This window comes from Microbulbifer epialgicus, assembly GCF_041447265.1.
Taxonomy (GTDB): Bacteria; Pseudomonadota; Gammaproteobacteria; order Pseudomonadales; family Cellvibrionaceae; genus Microbulbifer; species Microbulbifer epialgicus.
This window is the reverse complement of record NZ_JBGMEK010000018.1, coordinates 21,482-38,870: the sequence shown is the minus strand read 5'-3', so window position 1 is coordinate 38,870 and position 17,389 is coordinate 21,482. Positions and strand designations below refer to the sequence as shown.

Here is a 17,389-nt window from a genome sequence, read left to right as displayed (position 1 = left end):
GTTAAAAGAAAAAGCCTCAGGCACATTGTGCCTGAGGTAAGGGGTTTTAGTCGTTAACAGGTTGCTCTAACGGCAAGGGGGAGTCTTGAGTTTGTTGCGCAATTGTATTTTTGGAGGTTGGTGTCCTGGCGCCGGCAAGTTTGCGCAGAGCGACATAAAACACTGGAGTCAGGAACAGGCCAAACAGGGTTACGCCGATCATGCCGGTGAATACGGTAATGCCCATGGCATTGCGCACTTCAGCGCCAGCGCCACCAGCCAGTACCAGAGGCACTACGCCAGCAATAAAGGCCACAGAAGTCATAATGATCGGGCGTAGACGCAGGCGACAGGCTTCCAAGGCAGCCTCTACCGGGCCCTTACCATCCATTTCCAGCTCGCGGGCAAATTCTACAATCAGAATGGCGTTTTTACAGGCGAGCCCCATCAAGACTACCAACCCTACCTGAACGAACACATTGTTGTCCCCACCGGTGGCCCAGACACCGAATAGTGCGGCCAGTAAGCACATGGGTACGATCAGAATGACTGCCAGCGGCATCACCCAGCTTTCGTAAAGTGCGGCCAGTACTAGGAACACCAATAGTACGGCGAGAGGGAAGACCACCATAGCGGCGTTGCCCTGGTTAACCTGTTGGAAGCTCAGGTCGGTCCACTCGATTTGCATACCCGGAGGCAGGGCCTGGCCGGCTACCTTTTCAACCGCGGCGAGGGCCTCGGAGGAAGACAGCATGCTGGGGTCGGATTGACCCATCAGGTCAGCCGCCGGATAGCCGTTATAGCGGATTACCGGGTCGGGCCCGTAGCTTTGGCGCAGAGTCACCATAGTGCTGATGGGCACCATCTCCCCGTTCATATTGCGGGTGTAGAGATTGTCCAGATCTTGCACTTCGTCGCGGAAAGGCGCATCAGCTTGGGCAACCACCTGGTAGGTGCGGCCGAACAAGTTGAAGTCGTTGATATACATGGAGCCGAAATATAGCTGCAGAGTGCCGAACAGGTCGTCCATTCGCACGCCCTGGGCTTTGGCCTGCAGGCGGTCCACGTCAGCATCCATCTGCGGCACATTGGCCTGGTAGGAGCTGAAGGGGTAGCTGAGACCGCTGGCTTGGCTCAGGGCACCTGCCAGCATATTGGTAGCATTTTGCAACTCACCGTAGCCTGCTCCGCGACGATCCTGAACATAGAGGGAGTAGCCCGAACCGGCACCCAGGCCGAAGATGGGCGGCGGCATAAAGGTCATCGCAAAGCCTTCTTTGATCTGTGAGATCTTGCCATTTAGTTCTGCGGCGATTTCCAAGGCGCTGCGCTCGCGCTCATCGAACTCGTCGAACAAGATAAATACCGTGCCCACGTTGGGGGTGTTGGTGCTTTGTAGGGCATTGAAGCCCACAAAAGCGGCAGCATTGGCAACGCCCTCGGTTTCCAGAGCCAGTTCGCTCACGCGACGCGCAACTTCTTCGGTGCGATCCAGGGAGGCGCCTTCCGGTAGCCGGATACTACCCACCAGGTAAGTCTTATCCTGAACTGGAATAAAGCCACCGGGCACCTGCTGGAATAGAGTGAAGGTACCGGCCAGCAGCAACAGGTAAACCCCGAACACCAAACCGCGACGCTTAAGGCTGTGGCCCACCACTCGCTGGTAGCGCTCAGAGTTGCGTTGGAAGAAGCGGTTGAATGGGCGGAAAATCCAGCCAAATAGGCACTCGATAATACGCGCGGGCATATCCGGCTTGGCACCGTGGGGTTTCAGCAGGGTGGCCGCCAGAGCTGGAGAAAGTGTCAGGGAGTTGATCGCCGAAATAATAGTGGCGATGGCAATAGTGGTGGCGAATTGGCGGTAGAACTGGCCGGTGATGCCGTCCAGGAATGCCATGGGAACAAACACCGCGCAGAGCACCAAACTGATGGCGACGATCGGGCCGCTCACTTCACGCATGGCTTGGTGAGCCGCAGCCAAGGGTGTCAGTCCCTCCTCAATATTCCTCTCGACATTTTCCACCACCACGATCGCGTCATCCACCACGATACCTATAGCCAGTACCATGGCGAACAGGGTCAGAGTATTGATAGAGAAGCCCAACATCAACAACACTGCAAAGGTACCGACAATGGATACCGGCACGGCCAATAGAGGAATCAGGGAGGCGCGCCAGGTTTGCAGAAACAGGATTACTACCAGCACCACCAGCAGTACGGCTTCCAGCAAAGTTTTGATAACAGAGTTGATGGAAGTGCTAACGAATACTGTGGGGTCGTAGGCAACTTCCCACTCAAGACCTTCTGGGAACTGCTCCCCCAGTTCCGCCATCTTCTCGCGCACCGCGGCGGATACTTCCAAGGAGTTAGAGCCTGGGGACTGGAAAATAGGAATGGCAACCGCCTGACGACCGTTTAACAGTGCGCGTAGGGAGTCCTGGGAAGAGGCTAACTCAACCCGCGCCACATCACGCAGTCGGGTGATTTCGCCGTCACTACCGGTTTTCAGTACCACACTGCCAAACTCCTCCTCGCTTTGCAGGCGGCCTTTGGCATTGATAGAGATCAGGAAATCAGAACCATTGGGCATCGGCGAGGCACCGATCTGTCCGGCGGATACCTGCACATTTTGTTCGCGCACTGCGCTAACGATATCTGCCGCAGTTACGCCCAGGGCTGCCGCTTTCTGCGGGTCCACCCACAGGCGCATGGCGTAGTCCCCAGAGCCAAATACGGCGGCCAAGCCCACACCGGGAATTCGTGAAAGCTCATCGCGAATATGTAAGACCGCGTAGTTGCGAATGTAGGTGGCGTCGAGACTATCGTCCGGGGAGATCAGGTGCACCGCCATCATCAGGTTTGGGGACTGCTTCTGGGTGGTTACCCCTTGGCGGCGCACATCTTCCGGTAGACGCGGTAGGGCTTGGGATACCCGGTTTTGAACCTGAACCTGAGCCTGGTCTGGGTCGGTGCCCAATTTAAAAGTGACATTCAGGGTGAGGGTGCCATCACTGCCCGCCACTGACTTCATGTAGATCATGTTTTCCACACCGTTGATGGCTTCCTCCAGCGGTGTGGCGACAGTTTCGGAGATCGTTTTGGGGTTGGCCCCAGGATAGCGGGCGCTTACTTGCACGCTGGGGGGCACAACCTCTGGATATTCACTGACCGGCAGTGATGGGATGCTGATCAATCCCACCACAAAAATAATGATCGACAGCACCGAGGCAAAAATGGGTCTGTCGACAAAGAAACGGGAAAAATTCATACACTGCTACTCCGTGAGCGGCAATATAAGCGCTCGAATTCCATTGATATGACTTGTAGAGAGTGGAGGCCGGCCTTGGTATGGCTGGCTAATATCCGCCGCCTCAGTGGCCCGCCGCCTGGGTGCTACCTCCTTGACCTTGCTGGGCAACCATTTCAGGTACCACCGGCATACCGGGGAAGAAAATCTTCTGCAGGCCATTGACCACAATTCGCTCGCCAGTCTGCAGGCCGCTACGGATTACCGTGCGCTTACCCTGGCGCGATCCCACTTGCACTGGGCGACGCTCAGTCAAGTTCTCCTGGGTAACCACATAGACGTAGCGACGGTCCTGATCGGTGAGTACGGCTTTACTATCGATAAGTACTGCTTGATCCATTTTTTCGATGGGCATTTCCACACGGGCGAACTGTCCGGGCTTAAAGGTGCCTTCGGGGTTGGGTACCACTGCTCGGAACTGGATAGTGCCTGTGTGGCTGTTGAGGCGATTGTCGATAAAGTCCAGCTGCCCCTTGTGTGGGCAGCCGCTTTCACCGGCGAGGCCGATATGTACTGTAGGAGCAGAATCGGCCTTGAGCAGACGGCGGCTCTCGGCGAAAGTCTGCTCATCGCTTTCGAAGTAGACGTACATGGGGTCTACAGAGACCAAAGTGGTCAGCAGGGTAGCATCTGCGTTAGCGAGGTTGCCTTTGGTGACCAGGGCGCGACTTACCTGGCCACTAATTGGAGCCTTGACCTGGGTGTACTGGAGGTCGAGTCGGGCATTTTCCACTGCTGCTTCTGCGGCGCTTAGGGCTGCGCGTTCCGCATCCCTTGAGGCGATGCGGCGGTCGTATTCCTCGCGGGAGATGGCTTTGCTGTCCAGTAGCTGCTGGGCGCGGCCGGCTTGTTTTTCACTGAAAGACAGCTGGCTGCTGACCCGCTGTAAATCGGCTTCGGCAGCGCGAAGACGGGCCTTGTAGGGGCGTTGGTCAATGGTGAACAGGACATCGCCACGTTTTACTAGGGCGCCTTCGGCAAAGGAAACCTGGTCGATATAGCCACTCACGCGGGGACGCAATTCCACGGTTTCAGGGGCTATAACTCGCCCGGTAAAACTGCGCCACAGGGTGGCGGGTTCAGCGCTGACCTGTGCGACTTCGACCGCAGGCGGTGGCGGCTGCTGTCCCGCAGGCTCGCCAGTGCCACAGCCGGCCAGAACCAATGCGGACAGGCCGAATAATGTGACTGTGAGTTTCTTGACCATAACGCGTGGACTCCCTTTGCTACGGAGGAGAGGGATGCTGAACGGCATCCCTCTTACTAGGGGTGCGACTTTAGGGGCTGGCAAGGCCTAGGCGGTATCTGGGAACTATAAATTGATTGCCTATTTCTATTGGCAAACTAAAGTACTGTAGAAAAAAGCGCTGACTGAAGGAAGTAACTGGGACTGGATATATAACTAGGTGTCTGTCAAATTTAGCAAGATATTTCAGTAATTTTAAATATATAGATCACTTGAAGTTACCTAATACTGCATAGTGATTGCCCAATACTGCAAAATGGTCGGGAGATTGCCTAAAACTCCGTATACTGTGAACCATATTGTTTGATGGCAGTCACCTGGATACGGGGGTGAGGGGAATGTATGAGCACTGATGACAGAGTAAAAGTAGATTCTATGACTTCTCTGCTAGAGCCTGCCCGACAAAGGCTCGCTAAGACGCTCCAGCGTCTGGCTCCCGAGCAAGGGTTAATTGAAACCCGTTTGGATGGTTTGGCATTAATCCGATGTAATGAGCCCATCGCCTGTGCATCTTCTGTATACGCACCCTCACTGAACTTCATTATTCAGGGCAGCAAAACTCTGGAACTGGGTGACAGGGAAATCTCCTATAAACCGCTAAGTTATGTGGCTACTTCAGTACACCTTCCAATTCTTGGACGGGTTGAACGTGCTTCAGAGGACACCCCTTTCCTCGGTGTGAAATTAACGATAGATCCCCAAGAAGTAGCCGACTTGGTGTTGGAGCTGGGAGACAAGGCTCCGGGAGTGGAAGCTGGATATGATTGTCCGGAGGTTAGTTGTGGCCTCTGCGTCACGCAGATGGACTTGGGGATGCTGGATGCATTGAGCCGTTTAGTGCATCTGCTGGAAACCCCGGCTGATGCGCAGATACTGGCACCCTTGGCGCGACGCGAGATTATTTACCGTGCCCTGGTGGGTGAGATTGGCGCACGCATGCGCAAGTTTGCCATGGCGGATAGTCAGGCAAACCGGGTGTCACGAGTGATCGAAGTGCTCAAGGATCGTTACTCAGAGCCTTTGCGCATTAGTGACCTGGCGGACCAGGCGAATATGAGTGAGTCCTCCTTGTACCACAGCTTCAAGCAAATCACTCGCATGTCGCCCTTGCAGTTCCAGAAGAAGTTACGCCTGCATGAGGCCCGCCGCCTGATGCTTACCGAAGGTTTGGAGGCAGCTTCTGCCAGTTACCGCGTGGGCTACGAGAGCCCATCACACTTTAGCCGTGAGTACAGCCGTATGTTTGGTCTGCCACCACGTGCCGATGTGAGTAAGTTGCGCGGTGAGCAGCGAGTACCGGCTTAATCCGAAGTGGCGTTACCCTGTTTGAGCACGAACAGGCTACACCATCCCTCAGGGCTGATATCCCCTTCCACTACGATACAGGCACTGGGCGGTTCAAATAACTGGCAGTCCACACACTTCTTGCCGTTATTTGGCGTGTCCTGGTAGTTAACCGCTTCTTTCTTCGCCTTGATCTGCGCACTTACACCGTCTGTGGCAATAATTGTTACTGGCAGTATGGCTAGGGAGCAACTAGATAGCCTGAGGAATTTTCTTCGGGAAATAGTCTGCTTATGATCCATCTGAAGGTTTCCAAATAATTGAGAAAGGGCTTCAGAATTTCAGATTAGCCGGACCAGAAATTTTTGCTCAAATTGCTGGTGCTTGCGGAATTAAAGAGAATTGAGAATTGTTCTTATTTCATATTTAAGAGGCGGTGCGTTGCACACCGCCATTTTAAAAATTCTTTTTACTGAGAAATAACAATTTTGCCTACAGACTTGTCATTGCTGCGGGAAGCCACGCGTACTTTCAGGCCGTAGGGTGTAATCGCGCGGCCGGCATCGGGGATGTCACCGTTGCTGAAATCTTTGCGATCATTAAATACCCGATGGGGACGGTTGTGAGTGTCAGTTAGCATTACACCGAACTCCTCAAGTAAATCCAAAGTCAGACCTTCAGACCGGTCGGTACTGAAAGTGGCATCGTGTATCTGGTAGCGGGTGGAGGCCACTGAGTCGTCGCTCCACTTCAGGACTTGCTGGTCTGCATCGACTACGCCAAGGAAGCCGTTGCCGGGGTGGATACCAACCCAGTTATTGTCATAGCTGGTGTCTGCATACCAAACGAGCAGGCCTTCATTGAAGGTCAACATTTGCCCGGCCACATTCACGTGTGCGAGGCCCTGGTCAACGCCACGGTGTGTGCGCCATTCTAGCAGGTAGTAGTGGTCGTGGAGAGTAATACCCTGGTCCTGGGTGAAACCGGCAAGGTCAAAATGACTTTCACTTTCGGCGTCGTCAAACACAATGGCTGAGTCATCAACTGTAACGGTGATGTCATCGGCATAAAGACCAGGGTTGCTTACAAAACCGTCTGTCAGGTAAGCAATCGCCACTGATACTTGCTGGCCAGAAAAGGCGCTGAGATCAAAAGTGGCATCTACCCAGCCGTCAGAGGCGCCGGTAATACCGTGACCTGGGTTTTGGCCATTAGGGTTGGTATCAATGGTGATATTACCCTGAATCGTGGTAAAGCCATCACCGCTATTTACCATAACCGCAGCGTAATCCCAGTCTCGCTCAATATCGTACCAAGCCTTGAAGGTCAGGCTGGCGCTTTGCGCATTGGTCAAGTTTACAGGGATCACCATGGAGTTTTGCAGACCGTTATCGCTGCCACTGAAGTAGGCATATTCGCCACTGGTGGGTGTAGCTACAACCACTTTTTTCTGGGGCAGGTCGATGCGTACGGCGTCATTGTTGGTGCCCTTGTGTACGGCCTCATCGAGCAATAGCTCAATACCTTGCGCAGGGATTTCCTCAAGGGAAATGGTTTCGCCGTGTAGCCAGTTGCCGCCGTGATTGTGCTGTAGGTATTCCTTGGCCCAGGCTGAGAAGCCTGTGGGCTCGGAGCCCGGAATAATACCCGCCCAACTGCCGCTGGACATCACAGACCAAGATGAAACTGGTTCGCCACGGCCGGCATCTTCGGGACCGGAGGTATCGTACTCATCGGGCAATCCCAGGTCGTGGCCGTACTCGTGGCTGACTACCCCCGCTGCAGCATCAGCGGGCTGAATAGTGTAATCTAACGCAGCCATAGTACCGCCCCAGTCGTCTACTTCTGCAGTGGTACCGGGAATTGAGAACACGCTGCCGAGGTTCCATCGGTGTGCCCAGATCGCATCTTCGCCCAGCTGGCCACCACCGGCCTCCTCCCCTACGGAAGAGTGGAAGATCATGATGTGGTCAACCAAGCCATCAGCCTCCCAGAAATTGCCATCACCGTCCAAGTCGTAGCGGTCTTCAATATCAAAGTCAGACAGGTTTACTGTGGGGTCAGCAGCGGCAGCTAGCAGCGCTTCGCGCACCAGGGCACGGATATCGCCATCGTCGTTATTGCCATAGAAGGCCGCGGGTTGGCTGGCGGTGTACCAGCCGGCGACTGCGCCTTCTACTGAATAACTATTACCGGATTGTTGCCAGTAAAACTGTTGCATAGACAGCAGGTTTTCCCCTTCAGGCCCGGTGAAACCGCTTTGAGAGAACAGAAGGTCCGCATAGTGCTGGGCAGCGTAGTCCTCATAGTACATATCCGTTTCCCCAGGCTCGATACTATTGTGGGGAAAATCGGGGAAGTCCATCAGGATTGCTAGGACCTTAGCGGTGCGCATGTCACCTTCATAATTTTCAAGCTTAATGGCCTCTGGGGTCTTGCCTCTAGGGTGATGATGTCTCTTGCCTTTCCCCCTTTTCAGTTTAGGATTCTTCGCGCCACCACGGGCGAGTTTCATCATTTGTACCGTTTCGCTGGATAAATCCTGGGGCTCAACTAAGTTCTGCCTTGCACGCTCTTTTAAAAATGTACGCAGGGTACGCTCAGCTTCTGCGATAGTTGCATCTTTGCTGATACGTCCAGAGCGCTTGAGCATATCAATTAATTTGTCTTCATTGGCAATTGCCAAATCAATTTGAGGATTGTGTATTTTGGGGGAGGGGGCCGCGAAGGTGTTCGCAGCCATCAGGCTGAGAGCGAGTGCGCTGACTGGCAGCAGGCTATTAATTTTTAGCATTGATCCCTTCTTTTTCGTTTTTGGTTTTATAAAAACTTACAGCCTGGGAAGAGGGGGGGTAAAAGCAGTTTGCTTTACTTGAAGACTTTCCAAGCTGTACTGGCCGAGCCCGTGTGGGGCAGCACTGTTAAATCAACGAATCAAGAAAGGTAGGCCGCAATAATTTTTATGTGATGTTCTTGGCAGTCTTGCTGCTAGAATCTTTGGTTATGTATTAATTGCTGATTCGAAGGATGCTGGAAGCGATTATTTGATTATATTGACCTAGCAGTAAGCGAAAAAATTAGATGGTTGTTTTTGCATATTTTGATTTTTGTGAAATACTTCCCGCTTATTTAGGGCTTTCAGCCCAGGGCAACCAGAGGGTAATTTGTAAGCCGCCACCTGAGCGGTTCAGTAATTGAATATGCCCCCCGTGGGCATCAACAATCTCTCTGCAAAGTGCGAGGCCTAGGCCAACCCCCTGCTCTTTGGTGGAAAAGAAAGGTAGTAGCGCCTGTTGCAAAACTTTTTCACTCATTCCGCACCCGCGATCGGCGATTACCAGCTTTTGACCGAGTCCATCTGTGCTGATGCTAAGTTCTATGTCCTCGTGGCTGGAGCCTGCTTCTCGTGAATTTTTGATTAGATTGAGTAGCGCCTGTTCAATCTGCACTGGGTCAAAATAGCCTGGGCGCTCAGGTAAATCACCTTTTAAAGTGAATTTTTGTAGAGGCGCGATGCGCTCGATAAGTGCCTGCCAATTCACTGTCTCGCAACTGGGGGCAGGTAATTTGGCGAAGCTGGCATAACCCTGGGTAAATTCCGTCAGGTGTTTACAGCGGTCTGCGATGATATTGAAAACCTTTTCCAGTGCCGCAGCTTTATCCGGTTTAGCAATCAGCATTTTTCCGGAATGGGCCAGTGAGGAAATGGGGGCTAGGGAATTATTGAGTTCATGGCTGATCAAGCGAATGACTTTTTTCCAAACCTCGACCTCGGCGCGGGTTAGCTCTTTTGTCATCTCGCGTAAAACAATCAAGCGGTGCTTTTGCGCATTGAGCACAAATGTACTATTACCGATGTGCATGGAGTGAGTTCCATTTGTATCGGTGTAGTTAAAAAGTCCGTTTTCCCAGTTATTAATGGCGTTGGCGATCTCCCCTGGACTATTGGGGAGAAGTTTCTGTAAAAGCAGGCCCTGGATGGGCCTGCCGGCGTTAAGTAGTTTCTTGGCACTGCTATTGGAATAAATAATGTGATCACTCTGATCCACGAGTAAGAGTGCCTGCGGTGAGCTTTGGATCACAGTATCGAGGAGCAATTCACGCTGATAAATATGAGCGCGCTCACGTCGCAGGTGCTCACCGATTTCATTGTATAAATTTGTGATTTGGCGGAGTTCAGCATCCCTGGGGGGGACCAGGGAGATTGAAAAATCACCGTCGCGAAAATTAAGTAGTCCTCCCTGTAAGGATTTCAGGGTGGTAGCCAGGGGAGTGAGGGCCTGGCGAATAAGTCCCAGGATAATAAGTATCCCGATGAATAGGCCTGTAGCCCACGATAAGCGGGTGTCCAGGCCGAGATAAATACAAAGCCATGGGATAGCTGTACCTACAATCAGCGCCAGAACGGCTGTGGCAACGATGCGCCCTTCCAGAGAAAAATACTTGGACATCAATAGGGAATACCATGTTTTTCCAAGCGACGATATAGTGCTTGACGGCTCATACCCAGCTCTCTTGCGGCTTGAGCAATAATGCCATTGCAACTGGCTAGGGTTTGCTGCAATAGTTCTTTGCTAGGCTCGAAGCTCACATCAACTTTTTCAGTTGCAGGTTGTTCAGGTAGGGCCAGGACAGCCTCATCAATAGTGTCTTCCTGGCACAGAACTGATGCACGCTGCATCACATTCTGCAATTCGCGTACATTGCCGGGCCATTGGTAGCGGGTCATTGCGGTCAGAGCCTGTGGGGAGAGTTTCTTCTGGTTACTATTTTCACTTAAAAAGCTTATTGCCAGAGGGGCTATATCTTCGGGGCGTTCACAAAGAGCAGGTAAGCGCAGCTCGATCACATTCAGGCGGTAGAATAAGTCCTGACGAAAACTGCCTTCATTGATGGCTTTGGGTAGATCACTATTGGTAGCACTGATTACTCGCACTTTTACCTTCCGTGTTTGACTGCTGCCAAGGCGTTGGAACTCGCCAGTTTGCAGCACGCGTAGCAGTTTTACCTGGCCACTGGCAGAGAGTTCGCCGATCTCGTCGAGAAACAGAGTTCCCCCGTCCGCGGCCTCGAAGCGACCCTCACGGGCCTTATTTCCTGCTCCAGTGTAGGCACCGGGCTCTGCGCCAAAAAGCTCCGCCTCCATCAGGTCCTCCGGCAGTGCCCCGACATTCACTTTGACAAAGGGGCCATCGCGGAGTAGTGAGTTGGCTTGTACAATATCGGCTATTTTTTCCTTGCCCGCCCCGTTGGGGCCAGTGATCAGCACAGGTACATCGGACTTGGCTACCTGGGTGGCCATTTCCAAAAGTTTCTGCATATTGTCGCTACGGTAGATAATACCTTGTAGGTCGAACTTTTCCCGCAGTTCACCGCGGGCATTCATCGCCTGCTGTTGTGACGCCCGCTGGCGTTTTTGTAACTCGCCCAGCTCAAGCAGGTTGTTAATTGTGGATATGAGTTTATTGTCATCCCAGGGTTTGCCCAGGTAATCCGCAGCTCCGGCCCGGACCAGCTCCACTGCCATCTCTAGCTGTGTCCAGGCAGTCAGTAAGACGATTGGCAGGTCCGGGTTTATCTCCCGGATAGCGAAAAATAGCTCGCGTCCCTCTTCACCGGAGGTGGTATCGGCAGTGAAGTTCATATCCTGGATAACCAGGCTAATATCCTTATTCTCACGTAACAATTGCAGGCCTGCCTGGGGGGTGATAGCGCAGAGAGGCTGCAGATCGTGCAGGGAAAGCAATATTTCGAGGGCTGAGACGATGCTGCTGTTATCGTCGATAATCAGTACTTTATCCATAAGTCCGAGAGAGCAAAATGTTGTTAGCCCATTATGCAATGACTGGGCGGAAAGGTGGAGCTAAAGCGGGACATGAGGGTGCTACCCCGCTTTTTTCTGTGTAACTATTTTACGATGGGTAAATCAAGCCACTTGGATTACTGCTTAGATGGCTGTACTGCAGGCTGATGATCGAAGCTCAAAACTCTCGAGAGTTTCCATTCTCCATTCACCTTTTTCCATAGGTGGGTGAACTGTCCACTTTCGCGCAATACTTCCATTTTGTCATCATAAATGCCGTAAAAGATATGGGTGCCGGTCTGGATAGCGCCATAGTGATTTAAGGGGTAGATTTTGACGCTGTCGATAATCAGCTCCCGTCTCGCATTGATATCACTACCATCCTTACGTCGCTCACACATATTGGTAATACCCTGAAGAAACTCCGCACCGGAACTCGCCGTTTTTCCCCATTTGTCGTGATACATCTCAAAATCTTCAGTGACCAGGTTTTTCGAGGATGTGAGGTTACAGTTATTAAAAACTGCGTCAAAGAGGACCCTGTCAGCCGCTATTATCTGGTCAATTAACTCCTGGGATACCTTAGGTCCTGGGGTAACGGGGTGTTGTTCTGCCAGTGTAGCAAGGCTAAAACAAGAAAGCCCGAAAAGGGCAATTTGGGAGATTATTTTAAGCATATTCATCATCCTTTTTATTTTGATGTGGTTTAGTTGCCAGTATGGCAATAGTCCTAGGGGGCAATAAAAATTAATATTTAATACCCTTTAAGATATTGTATTTCGCTGATAATCGATTAGCTCGGAGAGCTAATCGATTATCAATTTTGTAGAAGCTTTTAAACGCTCCTGGTAGCAGTTGCTGGAGAAATATTTGCGGCGCGTATTGCGGGAGTTAGTGCTGCGGTAAAGCTGACCAATAGAACCAGCAATGCGCAAATAGCCAGTGGTACCAGAGTAAGGGAAGGTTGAGAGTAATCGCGCACCATATAATGGTTTGCAATTAACGCAGCTGCGCTGCCAATGGTAATGCCTGTGCCGGCAATCAAGCTGTTTTCCAGAAGGAAATACCGGCTGATATTAGCCCGCGTTGCGCCGAGGGCTCGTCTTACACCAATCTGTTTAGCACGTTGATTAATCCAGAAAATAGTGAGGCCGACGATTCCAAGGGCCACAATAAAACTGAGCATGGCCGCAACGATTGTTAGCACTTTAACCATTAAATTGTCGCGAACATAACTGCGAGCGACGTATTCTGAAAGAACTCTAGTTTTTATTACTCTCTGTGGGTCGCGCTCAGATAACTTTTCCACTAGGGTTTTTAATACTTTATCACGCATTCCCGGTTCGGTGCGTACCAGATAGTTTTTGTCCTGGGTATTTCTGACGGCAGGAAAAAAGGCTACATTGCCTGCATTTGGCCAACTTACCCAGGCGCCCAGGTGTCGTTCGACAACACCGATGATTTCTATCGGGTGCGAGCTATTGCCATCATAAAGTGGCTTTCCAATTGGATCCTGGTTGGGGTACAGCTTTTCAGCAAACTGTCGGGTAATAACTGCAACAGGCATTTCCTTAAGTTCATTGGGGTCAAAAAATTGCATTTCTGCATCCGTAAAATTACGACCCGCAACTAAATTTAGACCCAAGGTGTCTATAAAATGTGGTTCAGTATTGTAACGGTTGGAGTTTGTCCCACCGATTTCCTGATTTGGCTGGGTATAAAAAGTACCAGCAGATCCTGACCCGGATATAGGCACCTGGTTGGTAACAGTCGCATCCTTGACGTGGGGAAGTTCACGAAGCAACTCCAAATCAGCAGATACCGCTCCAATCATATCGTAGTCTTGAGGGATTGCCATAAAATTGATGGCAATAATCTCTTCCACAGCGATTCCGGTGGGTCGTTCTATTTTTTCAATTCGATCCTGCACGATAACGACAATGTTACTGATGATTGCCAATGTTAATGCCAATTGCAGGGCGATTAGCAGGGCCGAAATTTTATTGCGCCAGAGGGCGGACAACATGGGTTTTAATTCAAGCATGATTCGTCCTTACTGGGTTTTCAGGTAAATGGAAGGGTTGGTACGACTGATACGCCAGGCTGGATAGAATCCAGCGAGTAGGCTGGCAATTAGAGCGAGGCCGATAGAAGCTACCATCATTACCCAATCCATAGTGGCTAAGGTGTCAATTTGCCCCATGGCCAGATAGCGGATTCCTCCAATACCCATCATTGCAATTAAAATCCCTACAACTCCGCCGATTATTCCAATTGCAGCACTCTCAATCAGGTGCTGTATAAAAATGGCACTGCGACTGGCGCCGAGGGCGCGGCGCACGCCTGCTTCGGGTGCCTTTCGCAAGAATTTGGCGAGCAGCAGAGCGACTGCATTGATAACGCAAACCAACAGGAAAGCCAGCGATACCCAACCCAGTACCCGGTTGTCATCGCTGAGGACTTCGTTGAGAACCAGCCACTCGGAAGGTTTGCTCAAGGCAAATTTCAATGGCCGTTCGAAGCGCCCTTGTGCCTTTTCCCCGTTAATATATGCAGTCAGGAAATTCTCATATTGAGCTTTCTGCTCATTGTTACTGAGCTCCACCCAGTATTGAACCCAGACACTCTCACTTTGCAGGAAACCCTCATAGCCTTCCCCACCACCAGTAGTCCATCCATTGGTATTTCCCCAGCTGTAAATTTCCAGTTTTCTATGTTGCCCGAAAGGTATAAAAAGATTTTCAGAGCTGGCAAAGGGGCTGTTGTTGAGGTCGTAAACTTTAGGAGCAGGCTCCCAGTGGTCGATAACGCCAACTACTGTATAGGGCTCACCATTCAATGTGATATTTTTGCCCACGCTGTTTTCACCAGAAAACAACTTGTCATTCGTTGACTTAGATAGAACAACATCTTGTGTAGGAGAAAAGTCTGCTTCATTCTCCCAAGTTCCCCCATAAATAAAGGGTACGTCAAATAGGGAGAAAAAGTCCCGGGTAGTGACACGGGTAGATGCTGTATATGGGCGTATCGAAGAATTTTCTAGTTCTACAGTAAACCCGAAACGATGCATGGCAACCTGGCGAGTGGGTATATCTGAGCGCAGCAGTGCTTGTGCATCACGGTAAGTCAGTTGCCAGGGTATTTCATTGGTCGCATCAGCAGCTTCGTTAATATCCCAGCTGTCCAGCTGTACAGCGAAAAGTACATCATCTTTATGCTCAAGTGCATTCTGCGATATCGTGTAGTTTAGGGTGAGTACCGTCATTGAGGCGCCAACACCCACCGCAATGGCAGCGATCATCAGGCCGCTTAATATTGGTGTACTGCGCAGGCTGCGCAGAGCCAGGGAAATATAATATCCAATCATTACTGCGGTCTCCTTAGGCAGTGGCTGCTTCGGCTTGCTCAGTGACCGTGCGGAGATCGCAAACCTGACCATCCACAATTTGGATATTGCGGTGTGCACGGCGGGCCAGTTCCGGATCATGGGTAACCATAACAATGGTAGTGCCCCACTCATTGATAAATTCCAACAACTCCATTACCTGGCGTGCCATTAGGGAGTCGAGGTTACCGGTGGGTTCATCAGCGAGTAGGAAGCGCGGCTCACCTGCAAGGGCGCGAGCAATTGCGATGCGCTGTTGTTGGCCACCGGAAAGCTGTGCGGGCAGGTGTTTTGCACGAGCGGAAAGGCCCACTTGCTCCAGCACTTTCTCGATTCGCTTGCGACGCTCTTTGGCGCTAAAGCCACGGTAGCGCAGTGGTACATCTATATTGTCGAACAAACTCAGGTCAGGAATCAGGTTGAATCCCTGAAAAATAAATCCGATTTTTTCATTGCGTAGGTGTGAGCGTTGGCGGTCGTTGAGGTTGCTGACGTCCTCGCCATCCAGCAGGTACTGCCCACCAGTCGGGGTTTCAAGTAGACCCGCGATATTCAGAAAAGTGGTTTTACCAGAGCCACTGGGGCCGGTGACAGAAACAAACTCCCCTTCCTTAACTTCCAAGCTAAAGTCGCGCAGCGCATGGGTTTCAATTGTGTCTGTGCGGAAGCTCTTGCGGATATTGTGCATATTTAGCATGGTGATATTCCTTGTTTTAAACTGAATTTTTAAATCGGTTTTGGATGCGGAAAACTCAGAGTTTCTGGTGTCTGTTGTCCGCAGATAGTTTTTGGGTTTATTCCGTTAGGGCGACCAGCTGTGCATCTTCCAGCTCTTCGGCGGCAGAGATAATGATTTGGTCTCCCTCCTGCAGGCCTGAAACGATTTCCACTTGTTTCAATCCCAGTGCGCCTATTTGAATGGATACCCGTTCCGCCTGTTGTGAATCGTTGAGGCGGAATACGTGGCGACCACCACTTTGGTCGAGGAAGCCTCCTCGTTTTACCAGCAGTACATCGTTGCGGTTTTCCAATAGGATGCGGGCAGTGAGACGCAGGTTTTGACGCAGGTTTTCAGGCTGCCCATCGGTAAAGCGCACTCGTGCGATAACCTGGTTATTGATCACTTCGGGGGAAATTGCGGTAATCTCGCCGGCTAATTCTTTGCCGCTGAGATTGATGGCGACTGCCATATTCAAGCCGAGGTCGTCGGCGTAGTTCTCTGGCACTGCCGCCTCAAGCTCAAAACTGGTGAGGTCAACCACGGTGATTAAGGGGGCATTGGCGGCAACAGCGCTACGCTGGGATACGGCGAGACTGCCGATGGTGCCGCTCACGGGGGAGAGGATTTCTAATTCCCGCACGCGGCGCTCGAGCTCCTCTACCTGCAACTTCTGCTGGGACACCTGTAAGTGAAGAGTTTGGGTATCAAAGCTCAGGGACTCTTTTTCCAGCTCGGCGTTTTGTACCGCCTGCTCATACTCCAGTTGCGCGCGGGCCATATCGTCTTTGCTCTTCTCAAAGTCGAGCAGGGAAATAATCTGCTTCTCCATGGACAGTTCAGCCCGTTTTAACTCCCGTTTGGCGGCGGTGAGGTTTACCCTGGCGAGATCGGCCTTTTGCTGGTTTTCCAACTGCTGGCGCTTGGCCTGTATTTTCTGTCGTTGCAATTCCACGGACAGCTTGTTCAGTTGAGCTTCTTCCTGGGCGAGCTGGTTGGATAGCTTGGGGCTGTCAACCGAGGCGAGGACTTGCCCAGATTTCACGGTATCCCCGGCTTTTACCGCAAATTTAACGATGCCCTGGGCAGGGCTATAAAGTGTGGGGCTATTGGCGGCGACTACTTTGCCCTGGACCACCAAGTCTCGAATCAGGTCTCCGCGCTCAACCTGGGCAATATTGATACGGGACAAGGGCAGGGTGTTGTCTACTGAGCCGGTGCTGTGCCAGGCATTAACTCCCCAGATCAGAAATGCGATGGTGAGGGCAAGCAAGGCGGAAGCCTTATAGGCTTTTGGGTTCTTCCATAGCGGTACGGCTTCGATTTGGGTGTCTTGCCTGGAAGTATCTCTAATCATTGTTGCTTTCCATTTCTCTGTGCGATTGCTTCTGCTTTGTAATTTGGATGCAGTGCATTTCTGTTTCGGATGCAAATCAAAAAAATCTGCTTTGTGAGCTATATTGCAAGTGTCGTGCCAACTTTTATATTGTGTGCAACTCATTGATATCTATAGTTTTTTTGTTTTTATAGGGATATACGCAAACGGAGGGGTGTCCGCTAAAAGTGTCCGCTGTCCGCATTTTCCGAGAGGCGGACAGGGCACGGCAAACCGGATATGCGAGCGAATACTGCACAATACTTGCGGCTTCCCGAGACTGGTTGCCATG

Annotated in this window: 12 protein-coding genes; 1 reads left to right on the top strand and 11 read right to left on the bottom strand. The window is 51.5% G+C overall.

The genetic code is table 11. The features are described 5' to 3' along the window. Positions 1-46 precede the first annotated feature (46 nt). Positions 47-3,247 carry an efflux RND transporter permease subunit gene (locus tag ACCI49_RS10070; protein ID WP_371838834.1) on the bottom strand — a complete coding sequence of 1,067 codons (3,201 nt, stop codon included), beginning with the start codon at positions 3,245-3,247 and terminating at the stop codon, positions 47-49. A 103-nt stretch (positions 3,248-3,350) separates the two neighbouring features. Then, positions 3,351-4,493, bottom strand: a complete 1,143-nt coding sequence (locus ACCI49_RS10065) for an efflux RND transporter periplasmic adaptor subunit (protein ID WP_371838833.1) — start codon at positions 4,491-4,493, stop codon at positions 3,351-3,353. Positions 4,494-4,874: 381 nt separating this feature from the next. Between ACCI49_RS10065 and ACCI49_RS10060 the strand changes: the two genes are divergently transcribed. Continuing rightward, positions 4,875-5,837, top strand: coding sequence for an AraC family transcriptional regulator (locus ACCI49_RS10060; RefSeq protein WP_371838832.1), 963 nt, complete (start codon positions 4,875-4,877; stop codon positions 5,835-5,837). Here ACCI49_RS10060 and ACCI49_RS10055 read toward each other — a convergent pair. The 9 genes from ACCI49_RS10055 to ACCI49_RS10015 all read right to left on the bottom strand — a co-directional run bounded on the left by ACCI49_RS10055 (position 5,834) and on the right by ACCI49_RS10015 (position 17,079). Further along, positions 5,834-6,118 (bottom strand): hypothetical protein, encoded by a 285-nt coding sequence (locus ACCI49_RS10055; protein WP_371838831.1) that lies wholly within the window; start codon positions 6,116-6,118, stop codon positions 5,834-5,836. The two genes, ACCI49_RS10060 and ACCI49_RS10055, sit on opposite strands and share 4 nt — an antisense overlap. Before the next feature lie 167 nt (positions 6,119-6,285). Further along, positions 6,286-8,610, bottom strand: a complete 2,325-nt coding sequence (locus ACCI49_RS10050; RefSeq protein WP_371838830.1) for an immune inhibitor A domain-containing protein — start codon at positions 8,608-8,610, stop codon at positions 6,286-6,288. Positions 8,611-8,941: 331 nt separating this feature from the next. Further along, positions 8,942-10,267 (bottom strand): sensor histidine kinase, encoded by a 1,326-nt coding sequence (locus ACCI49_RS10045; RefSeq protein ID WP_371838829.1) that lies wholly within the window; start codon positions 10,265-10,267, stop codon positions 8,942-8,944. Continuing rightward, entirely contained in the window at positions 10,267-11,619 is a 1,353-nt protein-coding gene (locus ACCI49_RS10040) for a sigma-54-dependent transcriptional regulator (RefSeq protein WP_371838828.1), read from the bottom strand. The genes ACCI49_RS10045 and ACCI49_RS10040 overlap by 1 nt, the downstream gene beginning before the upstream one ends. Before the next feature lie 137 nt (positions 11,620-11,756). Next, positions 11,757-12,296, bottom strand: a complete 540-nt coding sequence (locus ACCI49_RS10035; RefSeq protein ID WP_371838827.1) for a nuclear transport factor 2 family protein — start codon at positions 12,294-12,296, stop codon at positions 11,757-11,759. Positions 12,297-12,454: 158 nt separating this feature from the next. Beyond that, a complete protein-coding gene (locus ACCI49_RS10030) occupies positions 12,455-13,663 on the bottom strand; it encodes an ABC transporter permease (protein WP_371838826.1) in 1,209 nt (402 codons plus the stop codon). Positions 13,664-13,672: 9 nt separating this feature from the next. Continuing rightward, positions 13,673-14,986, bottom strand: coding sequence for an ABC transporter permease (locus ACCI49_RS10025; protein ID WP_371838825.1), 1,314 nt, complete (start codon positions 14,984-14,986; stop codon positions 13,673-13,675). 13 nt (positions 14,987-14,999) lie between these two features. Beyond that, the gene (locus ACCI49_RS10020) at positions 15,000-15,701 is read right to left on the bottom strand and encodes an ABC transporter ATP-binding protein (RefSeq protein ID WP_371838824.1); all 702 of its coding nucleotides are present in this window, start codon (positions 15,699-15,701) and stop codon (positions 15,000-15,002) included. A gap of 97 nt (positions 15,702-15,798) precedes the next feature. Next, on the bottom strand, positions 15,799-17,079 hold the full coding sequence (locus tag ACCI49_RS10015; protein WP_371838823.1) for an efflux RND transporter periplasmic adaptor subunit: 1,281 nt from the start codon (positions 17,077-17,079) through the stop codon (positions 15,799-15,801). Positions 17,080-17,389 lie beyond the last annotated feature (310 nt).